19 protein-coding genes are annotated in these 24,427 nt (G+C 59.3%); 10 read left to right on the forward strand and 9 right to left on the reverse strand.

Annotated features, from left to right (window positions below):
• The first annotated feature begins 3 nt into the window (after positions 1 to 3).
• Entirely contained in the window at positions 4 to 636 is a 633-nt protein-coding gene (locus THIVI_RS15045) for a hypothetical protein (protein WP_014779396.1), read from the forward strand.
• Positions 637 to 890: 254 nt separating this feature from the next.
• Here THIVI_RS15045 and THIVI_RS15050 read toward each other — a convergent pair whose 3' ends face one another.
• The gene (locus THIVI_RS15050) at positions 891 to 1,151 is read right to left on the reverse strand and encodes an AbrB/MazE/SpoVT family DNA-binding domain-containing protein (RefSeq protein ID WP_014779398.1); all 261 of its coding nucleotides are present in this window, start codon (positions 1,149 to 1,151) and stop codon (positions 891 to 893) included.
• Positions 1,152 to 1,463: 312 nt separating this feature from the next.
• On the opposite strand from THIVI_RS15050, the gene THIVI_RS15055 reads away from it, so the two are divergent.
• The gene (locus THIVI_RS15055; RefSeq protein WP_014779399.1) at positions 1,464 to 1,718 is read left to right on the forward strand and encodes a type II toxin-antitoxin system Phd/YefM family antitoxin; all 255 of its coding nucleotides are present in this window, start codon (positions 1,464 to 1,466) and stop codon (positions 1,716 to 1,718) included.
• A gap of 233 nt (positions 1,719 to 1,951) precedes the next feature.
• Here THIVI_RS15055 and THIVI_RS15060 read toward each other — a convergent pair whose 3' ends face one another.
• The 6 genes from THIVI_RS15060 to THIVI_RS15085 all read right to left on the reverse strand — a co-directional run bounded on the left by THIVI_RS15060 (position 1,952) and on the right by THIVI_RS15085 (position 11,984).
• A complete protein-coding gene (locus tag THIVI_RS15060) occupies positions 1,952 to 4,831 on the reverse strand; it encodes an AAA family ATPase (protein ID WP_014779400.1) in 2,880 nt (959 codons plus the stop codon).
• Positions 4,818 to 6,335 carry a hypothetical protein gene (locus THIVI_RS15065; RefSeq protein ID WP_157174475.1) on the reverse strand — a complete coding sequence of 506 codons (1,518 nt, stop codon included), beginning with the start codon at positions 6,333 to 6,335 and terminating at the stop codon, positions 4,818 to 4,820. The genes THIVI_RS15060 and THIVI_RS15065 overlap by 14 nt, the downstream gene beginning before the upstream one ends.
• Before the next feature lie 330 nt (positions 6,336 to 6,665).
• Positions 6,666 to 7,565 carry a CoB--CoM heterodisulfide reductase iron-sulfur subunit B family protein gene (locus tag THIVI_RS15070; protein WP_014779402.1) on the reverse strand — a complete coding sequence of 300 codons (900 nt, stop codon included), beginning with the start codon at positions 7,563 to 7,565 and terminating at the stop codon, positions 6,666 to 6,668.
• Between the two features lie 16 nt (positions 7,566 to 7,581).
• Positions 7,582 to 8,208 (reverse strand): 4Fe-4S dicluster domain-containing protein, encoded by a 627-nt coding sequence (locus THIVI_RS15075; protein ID WP_014779403.1) that lies wholly within the window; start codon positions 8,206 to 8,208, stop codon positions 7,582 to 7,584.
• A gap of 205 nt (positions 8,209 to 8,413) precedes the next feature.
• Positions 8,414 to 10,699: a hydrogenase iron-sulfur subunit gene (locus tag THIVI_RS15080; RefSeq protein WP_014779404.1), complete on the reverse strand. Its 2,286-nt coding sequence runs from the start codon at positions 10,697 to 10,699 to the stop codon at positions 8,414 to 8,416.
• A 1-nt stretch (position 10,700) separates the two neighbouring features.
• Positions 10,701 to 11,984, reverse strand: coding sequence for a CoB--CoM heterodisulfide reductase iron-sulfur subunit A family protein (locus tag THIVI_RS15085; protein ID WP_014779405.1), 1,284 nt, complete (start codon positions 11,982 to 11,984; stop codon positions 10,701 to 10,703).
• A 248-nt stretch (positions 11,985 to 12,232) separates the two neighbouring features.
• Between THIVI_RS15085 and THIVI_RS15090 the strand changes: the two genes are divergently transcribed.
• The 5 genes from THIVI_RS15090 (at position 12,233) to THIVI_RS24785 (ending at position 19,309) form a co-directional block, all read left to right on the forward strand.
• Positions 12,233 to 13,120: a DNA ligase gene (locus THIVI_RS15090; RefSeq protein ID WP_157174476.1), complete on the forward strand. Its 888-nt coding sequence runs from the start codon at positions 12,233 to 12,235 to the stop codon at positions 13,118 to 13,120.
• 113 nt (positions 13,121 to 13,233) lie between these two features.
• On the forward strand, positions 13,234 to 13,893 hold the full coding sequence (locus THIVI_RS15095) for a thiopurine S-methyltransferase (protein WP_014779407.1): 660 nt from the start codon (positions 13,234 to 13,236) through the stop codon (positions 13,891 to 13,893).
• 209 nt (positions 13,894 to 14,102) lie between these two features.
• Positions 14,103 to 18,152, forward strand: a complete 4,050-nt coding sequence (locus THIVI_RS15100) for a ribonucleoside-diphosphate reductase subunit alpha (RefSeq protein ID WP_014779408.1) — start codon at positions 14,103 to 14,105, stop codon at positions 18,150 to 18,152.
• An 84-nt stretch (positions 18,153 to 18,236) separates the two neighbouring features.
• Entirely contained in the window at positions 18,237 to 18,359 is a 123-nt protein-coding gene (locus tag THIVI_RS23860; protein WP_245537280.1) for a DUF2283 domain-containing protein, read from the forward strand.
• 212 nt (positions 18,360 to 18,571) lie between these two features.
• Complete coding sequence (locus THIVI_RS24785; protein ID WP_014779409.1) at positions 18,572 to 19,309, forward strand: hypothetical protein; 738 nt, start codon at positions 18,572 to 18,574, stop codon at positions 19,307 to 19,309.
• 14 nt (positions 19,310 to 19,323) lie between these two features.
• Here the strand turns inward: THIVI_RS24785 and THIVI_RS22905 are convergent, their stop codons facing one another.
• Positions 19,324 to 20,730 carry an IS701 family transposase gene (locus THIVI_RS22905; protein ID WP_014776674.1) on the reverse strand — a complete coding sequence of 469 codons (1,407 nt, stop codon included), beginning with the start codon at positions 20,728 to 20,730 and terminating at the stop codon, positions 19,324 to 19,326.
• 321 nt (positions 20,731 to 21,051) lie between these two features.
• Positions 21,052 to 21,741, reverse strand: a complete 690-nt coding sequence (locus THIVI_RS15115; protein WP_014779410.1) for a thiopurine S-methyltransferase — start codon at positions 21,739 to 21,741, stop codon at positions 21,052 to 21,054.
• A gap of 251 nt (positions 21,742 to 21,992) precedes the next feature.
• Between THIVI_RS15115 and fliW the strand changes: the two genes are divergently transcribed.
• Genes fliW through THIVI_RS15130 form a run of 3 tightly spaced genes read left to right on the forward strand, consistent with a single transcriptional unit; the run spans position 21,993 to position 24,401 of the window.
• Entirely contained in the window at positions 21,993 to 22,406 is a 414-nt protein-coding gene (gene fliW, locus THIVI_RS15120; RefSeq protein WP_014779411.1) for a flagellar assembly protein FliW, read from the forward strand.
• Between the two features lie 43 nt (positions 22,407 to 22,449).
• A complete protein-coding gene (locus THIVI_RS15125) occupies positions 22,450 to 23,394 on the forward strand; it encodes a transketolase (protein ID WP_014779412.1) in 945 nt (314 codons plus the stop codon).
• On the forward strand, positions 23,394 to 24,401 hold the full coding sequence (locus THIVI_RS15130) for a transketolase family protein (RefSeq protein ID WP_014779413.1): 1,008 nt from the start codon (positions 23,394 to 23,396) through the stop codon (positions 24,399 to 24,401). The genes THIVI_RS15125 and THIVI_RS15130 overlap by 1 nt, the downstream gene beginning before the upstream one ends.
• Positions 24,402 to 24,427: the final 26 nt, after the last annotated feature.

A 24,427-nucleotide genomic window follows, 5' to 3' on the forward strand; every position in this document is an offset into this window, starting at 1 on the left:
CGGATGGCCATGGAGCGCCTGGAATTCACGCTGCTGACCGACGGCAGCTCGGATGCCATCTTGATCCACCCCTTGACCTGGTTGCTGCGGCAGCACATTAGCGGCCCCGTCGATGGTGTCTGGGCGGATCTGCGCCGTCTGCCACGCCCCCCGAAGGAACTGCGCGCGCGCATCGAGAGTGCCCTGGATCTTTATCCCAGCGATCTGCTGTTTATCCATCGGGATGCCGAAGGCGAGCCCCATGAGCGGTGCCTCGCCGAGATCGAGAAAGCCCTGTCAGGGATTCCGGGACTCATCGTTCCGGTCATTCCGATCCGCATGCAGGAAGCCTGGCTGTTGATCGACGAAGCCGCCCTGCGCCGAGCGGCTGGTAATCCCAATGGTCGCATGAGGCTGGAAATGCCCCCGCTGGACGGCTTGGAAGACCTCAAGGATCCGAAACATATCCTGCATACGCTGCTGCTGACGGCCAGTGGTCAGACCGGCCGGCGGCGCTCGAAGCTCAATCCGCATCGTCAGGCGATGCGAATCGGTGAGCTGATCAATGACTATGGTGCATTGAAATACCTGAGCGCCTTCAATCAGGTTGAAGCCCGTATCCTGGCCTCTTTGGCCGAGGTTCGTCGGCTGGGATGAGCATCGCGAATCCCAGCAAACCCCTCTGACGAGAGACTTTCAATTGATCGATAACGCTGTCGCGTCCTTGAGGACATGACGGCGGCTCCAGGGTTTGGCAACGCTGTCGTGGGTGATTCTGGTCATCCGGCACGACGCTGAGCGGGACAAAGAGGCTCGGACTCGTGGAAAAAATCTCGTAGGCGATCGGTCGTTGCTTGGCCGCCTCCGGGTCGCCGGGATCCTCGACAGAGAAGCGGGCCAGGATGTTGGTATCAAGGGCGATCATGGCGCACGTCCCGCATCGCGGCCGCTACGTCGAAATCCGCTAGGTGGCGCTCTCCGGGCTGGTCACACCTCAGCAGTCCAAAGCCGTCTTCGGGGCGTGTCGGCTTGATCGCGCGGAGCATCCGGACCCGGATACTGTCGCCTTCCAGTTCGAAATCCAGTTTGCTGCCCGGTGCGATCCCTAGCCGCTGGCGGATCGCGGCGGGGATAACCACCTGGCCATTGTCTGAAACCGTCACGGTCGACATGGTCATCTCTCGAATCTTACCGAGTAAGATGTCAAAGTTTATGACAGCTCGATCAGGATGCCTATTGATGGAGTGGGGAAAATCACGACAAAGCCCGCATTCGCGGACTTTATCCGTCACGAGGAAAATCCAGCCGATTGACTTCCCCGCAGGAGAACTGCAATGCCTCCAAGGCGTCGTTCTCGAAGGAGATGACACGCACCGGGCCGGGGCATGGATGATGTCGGCGTGGCGGGTCTCGTGCGGGATCACATTGAACAAAGACTGGTTACGGATGCTATTCTGAGGGCTCTTAATCGATTGGAGAGCGTCATGGCGCATATCATCCTCGCGGAGGTGACCGCTAGCGTGTCCGAATTGAAGCGGAATCCCATGGGTACCGTGGCGGCCGGCGAGGGCTTTCCCGTCGCCATCCTCAACCGCAACGAGCCGGCGTTTTACTGTGTGCCGGCTCAAGCCTATGAGGCACTGATGGATCGGCTGGAGGATCTGGAACTCAATGCGCTGGCCGATGCCCGCATCGCCGACGGACAGGCGCCACTGAAGATGTCGTTGGATGAGCTATGAACTCGCCTTTCATCCAGAGGCGCTCAAGGAATGGCGCAAACTGGATGCATCGGCCAAATCGAGATTGCCCCTGCGGTCTGGGACGAGTTGAACGCCAACGGCCGATCCTGGCCCGGTCGCGATGAAGTCGCGCGAGCCTCTTGAATCCTTCGCCAAACACCCAGCAACCACAAGCTGTGATTTGTGCCCAGCCGCAGGATCGCGACTAGGGCGAATCAGAGAGCCATTCACGATTATGCCTGCCGATCGCTGTTTACAATCTCGCTTCGCCGATCGCGCGCGTCCGCGAAGAGCGACTCTGGGGTTGGATGCCGATATTCCTCGCTATACAGCTTGACCGAGCGAGCCACTGAGGCATCACCCCTCCAAACCAGTCGATGCAACACGCCCTCCGTCGCTCGCGCGGCGTCTAGCGCCCGTTCGTCCTGGTGTAGAAGCAAGAGGATCGTCAGCGGTATTTCATGCACGCGATGGAGGCGCAGCAAGGACTCCAGGAGTCGGCATAGATCGCGAAAGGTCGTTTGATCCATATCCAGCGCGGGATCGTCCATGACCAACAACGCATGCGCGAAGCGTCCTTGAGTCAGGTAGCGCACCAAGAACCACGCCAGGCCCAGTGCGCGTACTTCGGCGCGATTCAGGACGTATCGGGCTAAACGGAAGTCTCCACTGGTCTCGCTGTCCGTCAGTCGAATCCTCGCTTCCTGTTTGCCTCGTCGACTCTCAACCGCAAGGTTCAAGTCGCCGCGGATCTGCCAGGGCGCGGGCGTCAGATTAAAGGCGATCTCCAGCCACAACCCCGCAAGCGTTTCCGGCAAGTGGCGCTCGACGACCCCGGTAAGACGGTCTTTCAACGCTTTGGAGACAGCGCGCCATGCCTCTGGGCGCTGAAAACCTAACGCCATATCGCGGTAGCGTCGATTCAGGCGTTCCATCAGCGCTCCGATTCTCGTCTCGAACTGTTCGGCGTCTCCGGCGAGTGGCGCAGCGGCCGAGAGTGCGCGAACCATCTGTATCCAGGCCGTACAGCGGCCTCGTTCGGTTGAGTCCGATAACAACTGGTCGAGACTGCCCCCGTCCGGCAGGTGAATGGCAAGCGCGTTGCGGACAGCCTCTTGTTCTGACTCGGTGAGTGGACACGCGCCGCCCCCCAAGATGACAAAGCGTTGGTCCAGGTCTTTCAGGCGTTGTTGAACCTTGGAATACTCCTGCCTCAGCGCGCTCAACGTCTGTGCGTTCTCCTCGCGCACGGCGGCAACCGTCGCCAGAAGTCCGCCGCGATCGCGCAACGATGTATCGCAGGTCGGACAGCGGTCGTCTCCCGCTCTGATCCAGATGCCCTCGATGAAAGACTGGACGCCGATAAAATGGGCTTCCCGCTCCTTGTGCGATTGACCTCGCCGAGTCAGGTCCGAAAGGGTTTGCGTTAGCGCCTGGCGCTGAGCTTCGAGCGATGCCAAGGTCGCGGGATCCTGAGTCGGCTGAACGGCGCGCCGCTGGACAAGCCAAGTACCCCAGATATCCACTTGGCGCGCCAGATGCTCTGGCCAATGCTTGCGCATGTCCGCAAGCCGGGCGAGAAAGGCATCCACCTCAGCTCTTGCCTTCCAGGCGGGCATCAAGAAATCTCGTAGCAGACCGGCCGCCGAGTCATCGCAAGTCGCCGTCTTCGACAATTCTTTGGCGAGTGATTGCAGGCGACCATCGTCCGGTTGGAGTCCATCGGCCAGGCGCATGGCGGACGCGGTTGTCCTGCTCCAAGACAGTTCGGTGGATCGTAAACGCCCAAGCACATCGGCTGGGATATGCACCGCCTCGCGCAGCTCACGCTCCGCTACTTTGCGCCTTGCCGTTTCGGGTTTCGTGATCCCCCCAGGTCGGTCCAGCTGCAAGTTCGCCAGCATGGCCTTGAACTCGGCCTTGGCCTGGTTAGACGCGTTTTCGGTGAATCCCAACAACTCTTCGGCTAACGCCGAGTAATCACCAAGTAGCTCGGCGGCCAAGTCGCGGGCCGGCATCTCGACGAACCGATGGGTGTCGTCCTGGGAAAGGAGGTTTCCCGACAAGGGTGAGGCATCGGTGCGATCAAGCGCCAGCGAGACCTCGTCGCCATTGATTCGCAGCTTCGGGTCGGTCCGTGGCTCACCGATGGTCCTCAGATAGAGTTCCAGGTACTCCTTGGCCCGCTTGGTCGTGGTCACGTCATTGTCCGCAAGGAAGTCGTGTGCTCGCTGGGATGTGCCCCGCAGCGCCAGTTCCAATGCCTCGAACAGGTTGGATTTCCCGGTGCCGTTCGGACCATGATAGACGGCGCAACGAACGGGAGCGCTGGGATCAAGGTGCAGATCCAGCTCGCGCAGGTTTCGGAACGCTCGGATCGACAAGCTGGTGAGTTGAAAGGGCTCGGCGGCTTGGTCTTTGAGGGGTGACGACGTGGAAGTGGATTTCTTTCTGGATATCTCCTCGATCTTACCGGCCAGCGTGCGCTCAAGATCTCCAGGGAACGAGCGTCCGAATCCAGTCAGCGCCCGAGCGACCTGAGCATCGGCGCTGGACCATTCGAGGAGTTCCTCCGCCGTGGTGATGTGCAGCACCCGGCGGGTTTTGAGCAGCAAACGTGGAAAACCGTGTTGCCGAATGGCCTCGGGCCATCCGCTGTTCCTGGCCACGATGGCATCGACCGGCAGTTCGTCGAGGTGTGCCGTATCTCTTCGTAGATCCGATACCTGTTGACGCCAGATCGCGACATTCCGCCGATCGACGAACCAATGGATCACCACGCGCCAACCACCGTGTTTGTCGCTCTGCGAATCAGGTAGCCGCCGAGGTAGCAGCCGTGATCGCAATCCCACTCCACGAGCGACCTGCGCGCGCAGGTTGGTCCGCCGTTCCTCGGCCTGTCCTCGAAAATTCAGCAAGAACAGGGCGACACCGACGTCAGGGTCCAGCAACAAGGCGTCGTCGTCATCGGTGTCGCTTGGATCCAGATCTTCATTCACCCAGCGCCAACTCGGGCGGTGAAAAGAATCCTCCACGCCAAAATCGAATGCAGGATCCACGAGCTCGCGATAGCGATCGATCAGAAACGCGCGGGCGGCTTCAATGGCTCGCATGAGACACTTCCTCCATGCTGTGGATGATGCGTATGTTTCCCGGATCCGCAAACTCCGGTACCGGCATCAGTGCCGCCAAGCGTTCGACCAGGTGTTGCGAACGCTTGTCATCCGAACAGGTCGCGGTCTTGTCGAGCGGCCAGACCGCGAGCCGTTGAACATAGCCTAACTGACGTCGTAAGGCATCGACCAAGGGTCTCAGCGCCCGCAGCTCATTGATGTCGCCCCAACATGGCAGCGGTACAACGAGCGTTTGATTCGGCTCATAAAACAGACCGCCAGGCCAATCCTTCACGTTGATGTCGCGGCCCAATCCCGGGATTCTTTCGAGCATCGTGATCGCGGCCTGTAGGTCTGGGCGAGCCACATGATTGTATCCCAAGGGAATGTGCTCATCCCTGCGCTCCAAGTCGATGCGATGACTTCGCATCTTTTCTGCCTCCACCAGACCGGCGCTCCAGCAGAGCCGAGTCCAGACGGGCAGAAACTCGTCAGCCCAGGCGCAAAAGAAAGTCTCCCTTGGGCATTCCGCAACCGTTGACCTCCAGTGGTTTCCGTTTCGATCAAGAAGCGCCGTGCCGCCGTTTACGCATTCGAGCCGTTCGAGCGTATAGAGTGATTGTTGCCAGAGAAAGATATCGTCCCGGTTCGGACAGTCTAAAAAGTCCAGCTTGAAATGAACTTGCGACTGATCGACCGCGGCGGGCAGGCAAAGCCGTAGCCGTTCATGGCCGCCGCTGAAGGTCGGATCTAAAATGGCAATGCGTGTTCCCATATAGTTGACGCAGACTTCAAGCTGCTTCATCAAGCTTTCTTCACCCAGACTCCACCCGAGGATCATATTCAGAGTTGCGGGGACCGCACTGCCGAGCTGGCTGGCAAAGAGTCCATCCTCTTTGATAGCTTTTGTGTCCGCTGACCGGTCTTTCAGCTCTCGCTCTCCAATCATGAGTCGATAGCTCAAGGCTTCAGCCTTGTCCAGATCGCCATCTCGTTCCGCAATATCGGCCACACGCAAAGCGCGAACGCAGCCATGGGGTTTATGCACCACAAGACCGCGAGGATGGATGGTCGCGGGAAAATAAACAGAGTGCAGATGGATGGCGTAGTGATCCTTTTCCCAAGGCGTCTCGAATGCTGGCCGCCTCTTCGGCAGACCGATCTGCTCCAGCGTATTTTCGAGAATGCAATCCCAGTTGAAAGACCACAGTGAACGCCACAATCCCTCCTTCGCGAAACGCGCGATGACCCTGTGACGGGGCGAGTTGCCGCGAAAGTCGATCTCGGCCAGACCCCACCACTTCGGATCATCAAGCAGCCCCAGTGCGCGCGCCAGCCTCAGCTTAGGCAGAGAGTCACCGCGTTGTTCCAGCGCATCCAGCACTGCGTCCGCCCAGGCGTACAGGCGCGAGGCGGCATCGATCGTCTGGAATCTCCCGTGATCGATAAGACCGGAAAGACCAAGCCTGTCTTCCGCACCCTGGTGGCAGTCTCTATAAAGCACGGCCGCGCCAGGGACGCTCCCGACTGAAAGACCCGCACCACAAAACAGCACCGTTGGTATTGCCGAATCGCGTAGATCTGATAAGTCATGAGGAAATATCGGTTTCACAAGAATCGCGTCCTTTCGTTTTTGGTGTGCGGCCAGCAAAACCTAGGCGGGATGGTTGCGTCTGCTGGAATGCTCCCCGAACCTACTCAGAACGATATTGAAGCCCTTGTTCATCGACGTCCAGCGAAATTGGCGCTCGAATTCGAAGCTCATTTTCGGGCGGCGGACAAAACAAAGCCCGCCGAGGCGGGCATTGTTTGTACACTATTTGATCGTGGGCGGCTACTTCCCCGCAATCGCCTCCAGTTTCTTGGCCGGAATCACCTGCCCATTGAGCGCCGCATCCTTGGCCGAGCGCCCATAGGCGACCGCCATCAGGGTCGAGTAATACACCACCGGCATCTTGAACTGAGTCCCGTAGGTCTGGTTGATCTGATCCTGATAGACCTCGACGTTCATCTGGCACACTGGGCAGGGGGTGACGATCAGATCGGCGCCGTGATCGTAGGCCGCCTCGATGATGCCCTTGACCATCTCCTGCGATTTCTCCGGTTCGGAGAAGGCGAGCGCGCCGCCGCAGCATTGGACCTTTTTCTCATAGTCGGGGATCGAGTCGCCGCCCAGGGTCTCGACCAGTTGGTCGAGATACTTGGGATTCTCAAAGGACTCGCCGGCGATGCCGAAAGGGCGGTTGGTCTGGCAGCCGACGTAGCCGGCGATCTTGATACCGTCAAGCGGGCGCTTGACCTTGCTGCCCAGTTCCGCATAGCCGATGTCCTCGATCAGCACCTCGGCCATGTGCTTGATCGGCATCTCCTTGGTGAGTTTAAGCCCGGCCTCGGCGAGCGCGGTGTTGGCCTCGGCCAGTAAGGACTGGTCCTCGTGCAGCCGCTCCTGAGCCTCGCGGGTGGAGAGCCAGCAGGCGGCGCAGGTGGCGACGACATCCTGGCCGGGGTTGTGCTGTTCGCTCAGGGCGAGGTTACGCGCCGAGAGGGTGAGACGCGGCAACTCGCCGCCGCCGGCATAGCCGATGGAGGCGGCGCAGCAGTTCCAGTCGGGGATCTCGTTGAGCTGGACATCCAGCTCTTCGCACATGGTCTGGACCGAGATCAGATAGTTGGAGGAGGACGCGCCCTTTTGCGAGGAGCAGCCGGGATAGAACGAGTATTGACGCTTGGCCATGGGACGATTCTCCAACTCAGGCGCCGTGTTCGGCGAGGCGTTTGTCTTCGAGTTCCTGGGCTTTTTTCAGCACCGCGTGGAAGCCTTTTAGATCCTTGACGGCATGCCCGCCCACGGCTTCCAGGGGATTCATGCGTTTGCTCTTCAGCATGCCCATGCCGATCTTCTGGTTCTTGAGCGCGACCTTGACGCCGTCGCCGATGCCGTTCATGAAGTAGAGATTCAGCCCCAGTTTTAGCTCGTTGACGCGGCCTTTGACCATGAGGTTGTCCCAGAACATCTGGGCGAACTTGGCGGTGGGCTGGTTCTTCGGAACCAGTCCGAGCCGTTTGGCGTAGTGGGCCAGGCCGTGCATGATGTGGGTGATCGGCAGCTCGCGCGGGCAGCGCACGATGCAGTTGTAGCAGGAAGTGCACATCCAGACCGATTCGGAGGACAGCACCTCGTCGCGTTTGCCGGCGCGGATCATCATGAAGATTTCCTGCGGCGGGTGCTCCCAGAACTTGCCGAGCGGGCAGGAGCCGGAACAGACGCCGCACTGCATGCACATCTTGACCCACTCGCCCTCTTCGACGTTCGCCTCGACCTCCTTCAAGAAGCGGTTGCGATACTTCTCGATCATTGCGGTATTCAGGTCGCCCATGGAAAGGTTCTCCGGTTAAATCGCGTCCCGCCCGACAGGTCGGGGTTCGAGTGATCTTGGACTCATCGCCACTCACGGCCATCGGTGGAGACGCGATTTAAATCGATTAATAAATTGACGCTTCTAAATCGCAACCCTGACACGGCGTTTTGCGCTCCCGAGGTTCAGTCAAGACACAGGCCGCGCCGGTCGCGCCGGTCGCGATTTAGAATTTGAACGGACTCATGCCGATCTTACCGATCATTTCCGCCATCTCATTCAATAAGCGTGGCGCGCGTTCCAAATCGGTAATGGCGACCTCGTGAACGACGACGCGCTCGGGCTCCAGGTTGAGCTGGGTGAGGGTGTCGCCGACCTTGCTGAGGCGTTCCGCCGCGATCGCCGAGCCGCGCACGAAGTGGCATTGATAGTCCTCGTCGCGCCGGCAGCCCATGAGCACGATGCCGTCGTAGCCGGAGTTAAGCGAGTCGGTGATCCAGGAGAGGCTGACCGAGCCGAGACAGCGCACCGGCACCACCCGCACAAAGGGTGTGGTCTCGATCCCTGCCTGGGCGGCCATGTCGAGCGCCGGATAGGCGTCGTTCTCGCAGGCGAGACAGAGGATGCGCGGCTTCTCGGAGAACTCGTCGGGGATGTCGACCGCCTTGATCTGCTGGTTGACGGTATCGATGGAGTAGTTCTCGAAGGAGATGACCCGCACCGGACAGGCGCCCATGCAGGTGCCGCAACGCCGGCAGCGCGATTCGTTGAACACCGGATAGCGTTGCTCATCCTCGTTGATGGCGCCGAAGGGACATTCCACCGTGCAGCGTTTGCACTGAGTACAGCCTTCCTTGCGGAAGCTCGGATAGCTGAGATCGCCCACGCGCGGATGGACGGCGGCGCCCTGGGCGGCGCTTTCGGCGGCCTGGATCGCCTTCATGGCGGCGCCGACCGCGTCTTCCATCGCCTGTTTCATGTCCATCGGACGCCGCACCGGGCCGGCGGCATAGATGCCGGTGCGCCGCGTCTCGTAGGGGAAGCAGATGAAATGACTGTCGAGGAAGCCGTGCTTGAGCTGCGGCAGGTCGGTGCCCTGGCGGTAGTCCAGATTCAGGATCGACGGAGGGGCGACGGCCAGTTTCTGGCGCGCGGCTTCCTTTTCCTCCTCGCTCTCGGCCTCGTCGACGGCAAGCTGGGCGTAGGGATCGGGGCCGTTATTGGGCACCTGACCGGTGGCGAGTACCACCAGATCGCAGTCCATCTCGGTGTCTTCGTTGAGGATCAGATCCTTGAACTTAACCTTGAGCCCCTTGCCGTTCTGCGCCACCGCGCTGGCCTTGCCCTTGGTGAAGGTGACCATCGCCTGCTGGCCGCAGCGGTAGAAATCCTCGCCCGCCGCGCCGGGGGTACGCAGATCGTCGAACAGAATGGTGGTGTCGCAATCGGGATTCTGCTCCCGGAAGTACATCGCCTGCTTGATCGACTCGGTACAGCAAAAGCCGGAGCAATAGGGCAGATGACCTTCCTTGTCCGAACGCTGACCGGCGCACTGGATGAAGGCGACCGATTCGACCACCTTGCCATCGGACGGGCGTTTGAGCGGACCGCCGTTGGCGGCCTTGGCCAGACGTTCCAGCTCGAAATTGGTGAGCACGTCCGGCGTTTTGCCATAGGCGAATTCGGGCAGCTTGTTCGCGTTGTAGGGCTTGAAATCGCTGGCCTGGACGATGGCGCCGAAGTTCTCGGTGACCGTCGGGCCGGATGAACGGTCGATGTCGGCGGAGAAGCGCCCCGGCGCGCCGGAGGTCTTGGAGAGCTTGGCATTGAGATGGACCGTGATGCGTTCGTTGGCCAAAACGCGCTCGATCATATCCGCGATACCGGGATCTTCCGGCCCCGGCAGGTCGACATCGCGTCCGTTCGGCACATCGGACGCGGCGGCGCGGAAGGGTACGCGCTTGTAGAGATCCTTCCAGACCCCGCCAAGCACGTCCTCGTCGCAGACCAGATGGACCGGATAGCCGGCCGCCGCCGTTTCCAGCGCCGCCGTCATGCCGGTCACGCCGCCGCCGACCACCAGGATGTTCTTATTGAGTTCCTGCTCGCCGGAGGGTGTCGGCACGGTCATGAACTTAACTTCGGCGCAGGCCATGCGGATGTAGTCGTCCGCCATCTCCTGCGTGGTCTCCGCATTTTCTGGCGTGTCCGGACGCGTCCAGATGACACCCTCGCGCAGATTGGCGCGCGAGATGGCGACATTCCTGAAACTGAAGGCTTCGACCTTGGAACGACGCGAACAGCCGGCGATCATCAGATGGGTCGCCTCGCCCGCGTCGATGTCGTCCTGGATCAGCTTGACGCCCTCGGGCGAGCACAGCATGGCATGCTGCTTGACGCTCGGAAACTTTCCTTCGCGGGTGGCGATATTCATGAGCTGACTGGTATCCAGACGCTCGCCGATGCCGCAGCCGGTGCAGAGATAACCGGCCAATTTCTTCTCGACTGCCATGTTAGACCTCCGCTCTGGCGACGCGGTTGACGACCTGGATGGCGCGCAGCGCGGCGCCGGTAGCATGTTGCGCGGCCCGGTTCACGTCGAGCGCGTCCGAGGCGCAACCGGCCGCGAAGACGCCGCCGTTCTCGGGCGCGGCCTCGATGAAGCCCTCGCGGTTGATGACGATCGACACCGGGAAGGCATCCTGGTCCACCGACGGCTCCATGCCGATGGCGAGCACCACCAGATCGTGCGGCTCGGCGAAGCGGTTGTAGCCTTCGGTGTCGACGCCGTGGACCACCGGGTTGCCGTCCTTGTCGGCGACGATCGAGGCCGGCTTGGACTTGATGAACCGGATGTTCCGGTTGGCGCGGACCTTGTTGTAAAAGTCCTCGAAGCGGTCGATGGCGCGCAGGTCGATGTAATAGAGATTGATCTCGGCGTCATCGGCGAAGGCATCGGCGACATAGGTCGCCTGCTTGAGCGAGGCCATGCAGCAGATACGCGAGCAGTGCAGCAGATGGTTGCGATCGCGCGAGCCGGCACACTGGATGAAGGCGACCTTTTTCGCCTCGCGGCCGTCGGACGGACGGACGAGCTTCCCGCCGGTCGGGCCGTTGGGGTCGGCGAGTCGCTCGAACTCGACGCTGGTGATGACGTTGGCGATCCGGTCATAGCCGTAGGGCTGGATCTTGGCCGCATCGTAAGGCTTCCAGCCGGTCGCCCAGATCACCGCGCCGCAGCGGAATTCCACGGTCTCCTCGCGCATCTCCAGATCGATGGCGCCGTATTGGCAGGCGGCTTTGGCCTTGTCCGCGTCGGGGGTGCCGATGATGGCGGGATCGAGCACGTAACGCGCCGGATGCGCCATGCGGTAGGGCAGATAGGCGCCCTTGCGCTTGCCGAGACCATAGTTGTAGTCGTCGTCGAACTCGGCCTCGACGGCCGTGCCGCAGTCGCCGCAGGCGGTGCAGCGTTCGTTGACATAGCGCGGGGAGAGCTTGACGGTCGCGGTGTAGTCGCCCTCGCGGCCCGTGAGCCCCGTCACCTCGGCCAGTGTCAGGATGGTGAGATTCGGGTTCATCTTGGCGCGGCGCTGATTGATTTCCAGGCCGCAGGTGGGGAAACAGAGTTTCGGGAAATATTTATAGAGCTGGGTGACGCGGCCACCCAGATAGGGACGCTTTTCAACCAGCACGACCCGTTTCCCGGTCTCGGCGGCTTCCAGCGCAGCGGTCATGCCGCTGATGCCACCACCGACCACCAGAATGGTCTCATTGGTTGCGACGACTGCCGTCATGGACTTTCCTCCGTCTTCGCGGATATGGCGTAGGGCGAACGACGCAGCGGTGAGGCACGGAGAAAGTCTGTGTCGTTCAGGTCATCCGGTGCGTGCGAACGCCCGAATATCGGAATTCGCTAAGATACCCCCCACCGATGCTCGCGGCTATGGCAGGACACTTGAAATTTACATTGTAGTTTTTGATGCGTTGATAGAGGGGGGTTATGCTTCTGCTTCTCCTGAAACCGCCGAACGGATACGCGACCATGCCGAGGTTCCCCTTCCGCCTCACCTCCCGGTGGCTCCTGTTCCTCTGTCTGGCCGCGCCGCCTGGATTCGCTCGGGATGTCGTCGCACTGCCCAGCCAGCCTGTCCCGACGACCAAACCGGCCCTGATGCTGGCGAACGTCTACACCGAAGGCGTCGATCTATCGGCGTATTGGGTCAGCGAGAAGCTCGACGGCGTGCGCGCTTACTGGGATGGCGCGCGCCTGATCAGCCGTGGCGGGCATCCGATCCAGTCGCCCGAGTGGTTCACGGCGGGATTTCCCGCGATCCCCCTGGATGGCGAACTCTGGATGGGACGCGGAACCTTCGAGCGTCTGTCGGGCACGGTGCGGCGACTGGAGCCCGCGCCGGATGACTGGCGGGAGATCCGCTTCATGGTCTTCGATCTGCCGGATCTCGATGCGCCATTCGGTCAGCGGCTCCAGCGGTTGCAACAGGTGCTCGCCGACTCGGCCAATCCCTCTCTGGTCCCCGTCGAGCAAGTTCGGATCGCGAACCACGCGGACCTGATGGCGCGGCTGGATGCGGTCGTCCAGGCCGGCGGCGAGGGGCTCATGCTGCACCGCGATGGCGCGGACTATCGGGCGGGGCGCACGGATGACCTGCTCAAGGTCAAGCCTTATCAGGATGCCGAGGCCCGGGTGATCGAACATCTGCCCGGCCAGGGTAAATACGCGGGGATGCTGGGCGCGCTTCTGGTGGAGGATGCCAATGGTCTGCGCTTTCGTCTCGGGACCGGTTTCACGGATGCCGAGCGGCGCGCACCGCCACCGCTTGGCAGTCTGGTGACCTACAAATATCTGGGCTATACGGAGAAAGGAATCCCGCGCTTCGCGAGTTTTCTGCGGGTGCGCGCGCCCGAGTAATTCTGCATCGGACAATCCATCGATCTTGGAAGTGGTCAGACGTCGCGTCCCTCTGGGATTGGTATTCGCTTTCCCGTAAATCGCTCAACGCCGTTTCACTGGAGAAACCTCGCATGCAACCGGAATTCTGGCTCGAACGCTGGCAGCGCGGCGAAACCGGCTGGCATCTGCCCGAGATCAACCTGCATCTGCGCGAATTCTGGCCCCGGCTCGGTCTGCCGTCGACGCTCCAGGTCTTCGTCCCGCTGTGCGGCAAGACCCTGGATCTGCTCTGGCTGGCGAGCCAGGGACACCGGGTGATCGGAGTCGAGATCAGTCGACGCGCGGTGGAGGAATTTTTCGCGGAGGCCGGACTCGTTCCCGAAATAACCGAGGCGGGGCCGCTGCGTCGCTATCGCGCCGACGAGATCACCCTGCTGTGCGGCGATTTCTTCGACCTGAACACGGACCACTTGCGGGAGGTCGGCGCGGTCTATGATCGCGCCTCGCTGATCGCCCTGCCGCTCGAACTGCGTCCCCAGTACGCGGCGCACTTCAAGGCCCTGGTGCCGAGCGCGGCCCCGAGTCTGCTGATCACGTTGGATTACGACCAGAGCCAGATGGCGGGGCCGCCCTTTTCGGTCCATCGCGCGGAGGTCGAACAGCTTTTCGCCGACCGCTACGCGATCACTGAACTGGCGAGCTTCGATGTGCTCGACGACTCGCCCAATTTTCGCCGACGCGGATTGACCGCGCTCGCCGAGGAGGTGTGGCGGCTCGATCCTCGGGGATGAGCGGGTCGACTCGATCTTCTTTCGTTGGTTCAAGCGTTTTCGAGACCCTCAAAGCGTCAACCGCTTTTACAGCGGCTTTCCACAATATATTGTGGTTGACCGACAAAATGAATCGTCTATATTGATCTTCCTCACGAGCCAGCCCTTTCGCCCACCCCCTGGGCCACCCCGAACGGCAGCCATACCAGAACCAGTTTACCGGAGGAGCCATGTCCGCCAACCGCCCGTCGCATTTGCATCCGATCCCCGCCCAGGACACCCGCCCCGAGCCCGTTGTCGACGAGAGCGATGCCCACGTTCCCGGCAAGGTGCAGGTGATCCGGCGCAACGGCCAGGTCACCCAGTTCGACCCCAGCAAGATCATGGTCGCCATGACCAAGGCTTTCCTCGCGGTCGAAGGCGGTTCGGCGGCAACCTCCAGCCGCGTCCATGACCGGGTGCGCGAACTCGTTGAACAGGTGACTGCCGCGCTCACCCGGCGCCTGCCCGGCGGCGGCAGCGTCCATATCGAGGATATCCAGGATCAGGTGGAATTGGCGCTGATGCGTGCCGGCGAACACAAGGTCGCGCGCGACTATGTGCTCTACCGCGAGGCGCGCGCCCGCGAGCGCGCCGAGAAAGCCGCCGCCAGCACCGAAATTCGCAAGACCCAGCCGCTCAACGTCACCCTGGCGGACGGCTCGACCCGTCCGCTGGATGTCGCGCGCATGACCCGGCTGGTCGACGAAGCCTGTCGCGATCTGGACGCCGTCGACCTCCACGCCATTCTGGCCGATACGCTGCGCAACCTATTCGACGGCGTGCGCGAGGCCGATGTGGGTCAGGCGCTGGTGATGTCCGCCCGCACCCTGATCGAACAAGAACCGCAATACAGCCAGGTCGCCGCCCGGCTGCTGCTCGATCTGCTGCGCCGCGAGGCGCTCGGCTTTCTCGGGCTCGCCGACGGCGTCGAGACCCAGGCCGATCTGGCCGAGCGCTACAGCGACTATTTCGCCGCCTACATCAAGCGTGCCGGCGACCTCGAACACCTCGACCATCAGCTTGGGCGATTCGATCTCAAGCGGCTCGGCGCCGCGCTCCGGCCCGAGCGCGATCTTCAGTTCAACTATCTCGGGTTGCAGACGCTCTACGACCGTTATTTTATCCATACCGCCAATGGCATCCGTTTCGAGCTGCCGCAGGCGTTTTTCATGCGCGTCGCCATGGGGCTCGCCATCAACGAAATCGACCGCGAAGAGCGCGCGATCGAGTTTTACGATCTGCTGTCCAGCTTCGATTTCATGTGTTCGACCCCGACCCTGTTCAATTCCGGCACCCTGCGTCCGCAGCTCAGTTCCTGCTTCCTGACCACGGTTCCGGACGATCTGGATGGCATTTATAGCGCCATCAAGGACAATGCGCTGCTGTCCAAATTCGCTGGCGGTCTGGGGAATGACTGGACCCGCGTGCGCGGCATGGGAGCGCATATCAAGGGGACGAACGGGAAGAGTCAGGGGGTGGTGCCGTTTTTGAAGGTGGCGAATGATACGGCAGTTGCCGTAAATCAATGTCTTGCACCCGAGACTTTGATATGGACTGGCAATGGGCCAAAGGCGATCAAAGACATCAAGATCGGCGATTTAGTATTAGGAAAAGAAGGCCGTTATCGCGAAGTGCTAAAGCACATGACTTACAATCAGCGTGATCCAATGGTTGAAATTTCCGTTAGGCACGCGGCAAACCCCATACGAATCACGGCAGGCCATCCGGTTTGGTCTGTCTCCATAAAGCGTCATTATCACACACCAAAAAAGATCGTCGAGCTGCTCCAGATAGGTGACCTTCAAGTTGCTTATCATGAGGCAGGAAGCCTAAAAGCCGGAGATTATGTCGCACAAACGATTCCGCAAGAGGTCGTTCCAGTGCCTGGCTTTTCCGATGACGATGCCCGATTCTATGGAATCATGCTGGGTGATGGGCATATCACAAACGGAGATGCCGAGTGGGGTGTGTCTGGAAATCCAGCAAAGGATGGATTCTTGGAATTCGTTGAGCAATACCTTCATCAAAAAGGCATTCACTATTGGATTTCACAACGTAATAGTTCTTACCAACAGATCAAATGGTCTCTTGGAAAAGGTTTACTACGTGATGCGACGACAGGCCGCTTCGTTGGTGGTACCGGGTCGGCTTTGCCATTCAAAAAAAGTGATTTCTATAATGATCGACACGAGAAACATATTGCTGCCCATTTTCTGCATCTCCCAAGATCACAAACCAAGGCATTGATTCGTGGGTTGTTGGAGACGGATGGGAGCGTCTCTGGAGGATTACTTCTCAATTTTTGCAATACTTCTTATTTTTTAATCGAAGGATTGCGCTACCTGCTTCTTCGGCTTGGAATACCTTCTTCAGCCAGTTTTCGTGAGCGTGATAACGCCCATTTAGCACGCCGTGTCGATGGCTCGATACTCGAGTTTTCAGGAACCACCCGTAGCTATGATTTACGTATCCCCAGTGTGCCGGATTTTGCCGAGTATTTCGACTACAAGGTTGCCTCCAGGTGCTTTTGGTTTGAGTGGAACGGTGCACTATTTACTCGTATAACAAAAATCAATCCAATCGATCCGGTGCCTTTTGTATTCGACCTGAAAGTCGAAGGCGATCATAGCTACAACACGGCGTCCTTCGCCGTATCGAATGGAGGAAAAAGAAAAGGAGCGGTCTGCGCCTACCTCGAAACCTGGCACATCGACATCGAGGAATTCCTGGATCTACGCAAGAACACCGGCGACGACCGCCGGCGCACGCACGACATGAACACCGCCAACTGGGTGCCGGACCTCTTCATGAAGCGTGTCGCCGAGGATCAGCCCTGGACGCTCTTCTCGCCCGACGAGACCCCGGACCTGCACGACCTCACCGGTCAAGCCTTCGAGCAGGCGTATCTCGCCTACGAGGCACGCGCCGAGCGTGGCGAGATGCGGGTCAGCAAGCGACTCAAGGCGGTCGATCTCTGGCGCAAGATGCTGGCCATGCTGTTCGAGACCGGCCATCCTTGGATTGCCTTCAAGGATCCCTGCAATCTGCGCTATACCAATCAGCATGTCGGGGCGGTGCACAGCTCTAATTTATGCACTGAAATTACCTTGCATAACAATGACTCGGAAATCGCTGTCTGCAACCTGGGCTCGATCAACCTAGCCGCCCACGTCACCGAGAAGGGGCTCGACACCCAGCGGTTGCGGAAGACCGTCCGCACAGCCATGCGCATGCTGGACAACGTCATCGATTACAACTTTTACAATGTCCCCCAGGCGCGCAAATCCAATCTGCGTCACCGCCCGGTGGGCCTTGGCATCATGGGCTTCCAGGATGCCCTCTACAAAGTCCGCATCCCCTACGCCAGCCCCGAGGCCGTGCAGTTCGCCGATCAGAGCATGGAGTACCTGAGCTATTACGCCATTCAAGCCAGCAGCGAACTGGCCGCCGAGCGCGGGCGTTATCAGAGCTTCGATGGCTCGCTCTGGAGCCAGGGCATCCTGCCCATCGACAGCATCCGACTCCTGGAGGAAGGACGCGGCGGCTATCTCCAGATGGACTCAAGCCAAACGCTCGACTGGGACAGCCTGCGCGAGCGGGTCAAGACCGTCGGCATGCGCAATTCCAACTGCATGGCCATCGCCCCCACCGCCACCATCAGCAACATCGTCGGCGTCAGCCAATCGATCGAGCCGACGTACCAGAACCTCTTCGTCAAATCCAACCTGTCTGGCGAGTTCACCGTCGTCAATCCTTATCTGGTCGACGATCTCAAGGAACGCGGACTCTGGGACTCGGTCATGGTCAACGACCTCAAATATTTCGACGGCTCGGTACAGCAGATCGAGCGCATTCCGGATGAACTCAAACAGCTCTATGCCACCGCCTTCGAGGTCGACGCCCGCTGGCTGATCGAGGCCGGCAGCCGCCGTCAGAAATGGCTCGACCAGGCGCAGAGTCTCAATCTCTATCTGCGCGAACCCAATGGCAAAAAGCTCGACAATCTTTATAAGCTGGCCTGGGTGCGGGGGTTGAAGACGACCTATTACCTGCGGTCCATGGGCGCGACCCATGTCGAGAAATCCACGATGGCCGAGACTGGTCGGGCGAATAAACTCAGCGCGGTTGGAGGGAATTACCTTTCGATGGAGGACGGGAAGGTGAGCGGGAAGGGGAATGGAATGGCTGCGCCGAGTGCGTGTTCGATCCTTGATCCTGACTGCGAGGCGTGTCAATAGGCGCTGAATGGGCTGCGTCCTGACCCGCTATGAAATTCGGGTTCGACGCAGCGGCGGATGCCGCTTATTTCGAGATGTTAAGCGATGCCCAAGAAGATCAAGCCGGGAATCATCGCTGATTATGACTTGGATGATCATCTGATTGGCATTGACGTTCTTTCAGTGAGCAAGCGTGCGACACCTGCGGTATGCGATAAAGTGGGTTAGACGGCATTTGCTTGCTTGTTCCCACGCTTCAGCGCGGGAATTCCCTTGCACCGCTCTAGCGGGTGCGTAGGTGACGTATGCGGGAGCGTCATCACGTACTTCCACGCCGGAGCGTGGAAGCTAGAGGGAGGAAAGACAAACAGTCTTATTTTGTCAAAATTGATCAGGTTGCCAGGCACACAATCTGACATGACATTTCAGAGCATCAAATAATGTCTTCGCTACGCGCTATAATTGAAGAATTAATTACAACACTACCGCAAGCACATCCTGTAGGAGGATCGGGAGTGTCTCTTGATTTTCCTTCTTTCGACCTTTTCCCCCAAGACTACCTGAAATTTGCAGAGTCGAGTTTAGGAAAAGAATCGCCAGAGGATAAAATCAACTGCGTTTCAAACCTCAAAAGAGTAATGGAATGTGCGATGGATATATTTCTCCATACACTTGGCCTCGCATCACTCGCAAAAAAAAGAAGTCTTAGCTTTGATAAGAAGCTTGACTTTGTATCAAAAATAGAAATATACAAATCCAGATCGCTAGAAAAATTAAATAACATAAGGAATAAAGTCGAACACGAATATGTGATTCCAGACTTGCCAGAGATAGAGCTATATTTTGAACTTGTTTATGCGTTCATTTCCGTATTAGATGCGGCGATGTTTATGTATGCTGCTGACTCCGAGATCAACTACTCCGCTGATCAAGAAAAAAGTTTTTCATGCGACTTAAGTGTCGAGTACAGCCATGAAGCCCAGAGAGTATATTTCTTTTTTTCGGCTCCAAAGCATAAAGATCTGACCCAGAAAGAATACTCCTTCGGCGTGGATAATATTGAAGAATTCACAAACGCACTAGCTGTATATTTTTGGGTGGTGCGCGGAAATACTCTATTCTCCGACAAATACGTTGAAGAAAAACTTCACAATATTAATTCTACTTTGTTACTTTAATTCAAACGCATTGACTATCCCGTCGCGGTCAGCTTGTAATAACGCTCGATATCCTTGCGCCTTTGCTCATGCCTGACCCGCATTTGCTGGATTCTTTTTTCGACCGCATCCGGATCGTTGAGTAGTAAAGCGATGATGAGAAGCCGAAGATCACGGCAACTCACCAATGGATAATCGGTTTTGTGCAAAAGACGCTCTTTAACAATAAAGGACAGCGACAACATCACCAGCGCCATATGGTGGTGCCAGGCATTCCATTTTCTGACTTGATAATCTGACATTCCTAATTCGCTTTTGGCTTCTTGAAATGCCCGTTCAACCCAATAGCGCTGTGCTTGCATGTAAGCCAGCCTTTCGATCGGGGTGCTCCGATAATCGACATTACTGAGTGAGTATTTGATCTTGTTGTCCGCGTGATTTCGGCTGATGACCAATACCCGCTCGGTCACGCGCTCCGACTTGCCATCCCAAACCCACACGGGAGCGGTATGAACGGACAGCGTGATCGGCCCTTTGGCCCCATTGCGAACGGCCATCGTGCGCCATTGGAAAGGATAAAGATGGTCGGCATACCATCTCACTTGCGTGGGGTCGCGATCAGCTTGAAGTTTGGTTGGCTTTCGTCCTCGCCCAGCGGATTCCGGAACCGATAGAATGGGTTTGAGGGGATAGATCATCTGATCGCAATGAACATCAAGCAGAAAATTTAACCCTATGTTATCTAAAGAAACACCAAGCTCTAACCCGTGTCCGTACAGGCCATCACCGCCCACCCAACCAATGTCTACGCCCGCCGCCAGATCGGATTGAATCATCTCCAGTGCGAGTTCGATCTTCGTTTTAAACTGACGTGCCTCTTCAGGAATACCCGCTTGGTCACATCGCTTTAAATCAGCGGTCCAGGACGTTGGAAGGAACAACCGCTCATTAATTAACGTGCTCTGTGATTCCCAAACTAAGCTGGCATAAACGCCTACCTGGCAATTCTCAACCTTACCAATGACACCGGCATATTGCCGCGCGACGCCAACGGAATACTTGCCTTTCTTGAGATGCGCTGACTCATCAATGATGTAGCCGACATCCCGACCGCGATAATTCGGCTGATTCGCATACAGACTTGAGGTGTCTTGGGCGATCGCACCGATGAGGTTTCCCGCCGACCACGGTGAATCTGTGATGAACTGTTGGATCCGTTGATAACCATCACCACCGGACACATCAATTTCTTCGTTGATGCGTTCGAGATTCCGTTTTCCGGCTTCAGTTTTGAGAAGACCCATGATGTAAGCTCGACTCAGTTCATGACCATCAGCTGTTTCGTTTTGAAAAAATTCGTGATAATCCTCCAGATGAGCGGAGAGGTTACCAACCATGTTTTTTAACATCGCATCGGTTTCGCTACCAATCGCGTTAGCCATGATCTGCCATTTCCAAATAAAATTTTCCCTGAAAATAATATTTGAAAATCATAAGCTTATGTCAAGCTAACAAAGTAGAATTAAAAACCGAATCCAAAAAACTCATGATCTAGCCAAACTGACAGCCGACGCAAGAAAATAATGCTGGCGTATTGTGCCGCATGGTTGTCAATCGGCTCGACTCGCTGCACTCTTGGTTCGACGCCCCATCGTTAGGATTTAGCTTGGTTTGGTTTGTTCCCACGCTCCAGCGAGGAAATGCCGTCGTAACCCTCTAGCGGTGCGTAGAGAAATGATGGGTTTCGCTGCGCTCTACCCATCCTACGCCAGCGCCTTCTGACATTCGTCCCGCTGACTGAGTCGATAGACCTTGTAGTAGACGCACTCCGGGGGCGCGTCGGGCGCTTGCGCGGCGTCCTCGATCACGCGCTCGACGTGGCTCAGTTCGATCTCGAAACGCTCGCCGTAGAGGGCGGCGATTTCTGGCGCGGCGGCGGAAGCCTGGGCGGGCGATTGGCCTTCCTCCGCGTCCTCGGCGGTCAGCAGCAGGAGTTTGCGGGCCGCCGGGGTGATGGCATTCAGATGGGCGACGTAACGGCGGCGGATGTCCTCCGGTAGCGCGGTGAAGGCGGTATGGTCATAGATGGCGTCGATCGGTCCCAGATCCGCCTCCGTCATCGCGAAGAAGTCTCCACAGAGAAGACCGAGATTCCCATGTCCCCAGCGGGTGAGCGGCCCCTCGTTCCGTCGCGTGGGCTGCATCTGATGTTCGCGAAAGAAGGCCCGAACCGCGAGTGGGCTCAGTTCGATGCCGAGGACGCGATAGCCCTGCTCGATGAGCCAGAGCATGTCCAGACTCTTGCCGCAGAGCGGAACCAGCACGCGACTTCCCGGCGCCAGGCCGAGACCGGGCCAGAAACGGATCAGGAACGGGTTGACCGTTTTCTGGTGAAAGTCGGTTCGGCGGTCGCGCCAGTACTGTTGCCATAAGGCGTTGTCACGATTGGTCATGCGAATTCCGGTGCAGGTGCTTGAGCGAGGTTCAAAACCTGGCCCGTGAATGGATCGCCGGTTTCCAGTGGACTGGCGACGCGGCGAGATGGGAGCGGCAAAGTGGATGGGTGGCGCGGCCGTAGGGGCAGTGTCTCGCCATGCGAGCAAGCATCCCGAATGTTCGCGACGCTCGGAACGCTTGCCCCTGAATCATTTCCATGCGATTTTCAGTCGCGGTTTTCCGTGCTCACCAGACTGAGGATTGAATCATGACCGACACGACCGCCGCTGCGTCAAATCTTTTGGTTTTCCCGAAAGGGATCCCTGGTTTCGAGAGCCAGACCAGCTATTCCTTGTTCCACTCGGATACCGAGTCCGGACGGGTCTATTGGATGGAGTCCCGCGACTGTCCGGAGGTCACCTTCACGCTGGTGGATCCAACGCTGTATGGCCTGAATTACGTGCTTGATCTGACCGACGAGGAACAGACCCTGCTCCAGGCCGAATCCTCGGATGACGTGGCGGTGTTCCTGATGCTTTGGAAGCGGGACACCGACGCCCAGGACGGGCAACCAGGGCTCAATGCCAATCTTGGTGGACCGATCCTGATCAATGTGAAAAAGCGGCTGGGCATGCAGAAGATTCTGGCGACGCCGAAGGTTGAGATGAATATCTTTGAATGATGACAACGTAAACTCCGAGATCCTTCCGACCGAGATGCGACCCATGCCACAAGCCTCCCTGCAACTCAATGAAGCGCCTACGCGCGACCCGGTGCGACAGGTCGCCGACGCGATCCGTCGGCGCGTGTTGGAGCATACGCTGACCAACAACGGCGGCTATCTGAGTCAGGCGTGCTCCTCGGCGGAGATCCTGGCGACGCTCTATCTGCGGGTGATGCGGCTCGGTCCGAGCGCCGCGCCGCGGGTACCGCGTCCTTTCGCCGGCGTTCCGTCCGCGACCAATCCGCGCGCCTTCACGGGTGCCGACTATAACGGACCCAGGGCGCCGGAGCTGGACCGCTTCATCTTCTCGCCGGTCCACTATGCGCTGGTGCTCTATTCGCTGCTGATCGAACTGGGACGGCTCGGGCCGGACGCGCTGGACGAGTTCAACCAGGACGGCAGCACCGTCGAGCTGATCGGCGCCGAGCATTCGCCGGGGCACGAGGTCACCGCCGGCTCGCTGGCGCAGGCGATCAGCCAGGCCGGCGGCATCGCGCTGGCGCGCCGGCTGCGCGGCGAGACCGGGCGGGTCTGGGTCTTCATGTCCGATGGCGAGTTTCAGGAGGGCCAGACCTGGGAGGCGTTCGCCGCGCTGGCGCATCATCGGATCGGCAATCTCGGCGTCTATGTCGATGCCAACGCTCAGCAGTGCGACGGCCCCATGGCGTCGGTCATGACCGTCGAGCCGCTGGCCGAGCGACTGCGGGCCTTCGGCGCGGAGGTGCATGAGGTGGACGGGCACGATCCCGACGCGCTGGCCGCGCCCGCCGAGTCGACCGCGCCGCGCGAGCGCCCGCTGGTGGTCATCGCCCGCACCGATCCCTGTCGCGGCCTCGAACGGCTGCGCGAGCGCGCGCCCAAGCTGCACTATGTGCGCTTCAAAAACGGCCAGGAATTCAATACTTATCAGGCCCTACTGGCCGATCTGCGCGAGGCGGCGAAGTGATGGAGACGACTCAAAGGCCCCACCACGGCAATTTGATCCGCTGGGCCAAAGACCGTCCCGAGGTCTTGGTGCTCTCGGCGGATCTCACCTCCTCCTGCGAGGCCGACGGCTTCCGCGATGCCTATCCCGATCGCTTTTTCTCGATGGGCATGGCGGAGCAGAACATGATGGGCTTCGCCGCCGGTCTGGCGCGCGAGGGCTTCACGCCCTTCGTTCACACCTTCGCGGTCTTTATCTGTCGGCGGCCCTTCGATCAGGTCGCCATGTCGATCGCCTATCCGAATCTGCCGGTGCGTCTGATCGGCTTCCTGCCCGGCATCACGACCGCCGGCGGCGTGACCCATCAGGCCATCGACGACATTGCCCTGATGCGTCTGCTGCCCAACCTGACCGTGCTGGAATGCGGCGACGCGACCGATGTGGAATCGGTGCTGGATGTCGCCCAGGCGGTCGCGGGTCCGGTCTATGTCCGCATGCTGCGGGGCGAGGTGCCACGGCTGTTCGATCCCGCCGAGCCCATCGCGCTCGGACGGGCGCGCGTGTTGAGCGAGGGCAGCGATCTGGCGGTGTTGTCCAGCGGCATCTGTACCGAGGAGGCGATGCGCGCGACTCAAGTGCTGCGCGAACGGGGGTTTTCCATCGCCCATCTGCATGTCTCGACCCTCAAGCCCTTTGCCGATCCTCGGGTGATTGGGGTGATCGACGGCGCCAGACTCGGCGTCGTGACAATGGAAAATCATGGCATCGTCGGCGGATTGGGTTCCGCCGTCGCCGAGCTGATGGCCGAACAGGGGTTGGGCAAACGCCTGATTCGCATCGGGCTGCGCGACACCTATGCGCACGGCGCGAGCCGCCAGTATCTGATGCGCGAATACGACCTGGACGCCATGGCCCTGGTGCGGGCGGTCGAGACCTTGAGCGGCGAGCGGCTCGGTCTGAGCGAGGCGGCGCTGGCCGACGTTCGTCTGGACACCATGCGCCCGTTGGAAAAAACCGAGGATTTGTGAGGGGCGCCCCTGGGATCGCCGACCTG

Source organism: Thiocystis violascens DSM 198 (genome assembly GCF_000227745.2).
In the GTDB taxonomy this organism is placed as follows: Bacteria; Pseudomonadota; Gammaproteobacteria; order Chromatiales; family Chromatiaceae; genus Chromatium; species Chromatium violascens.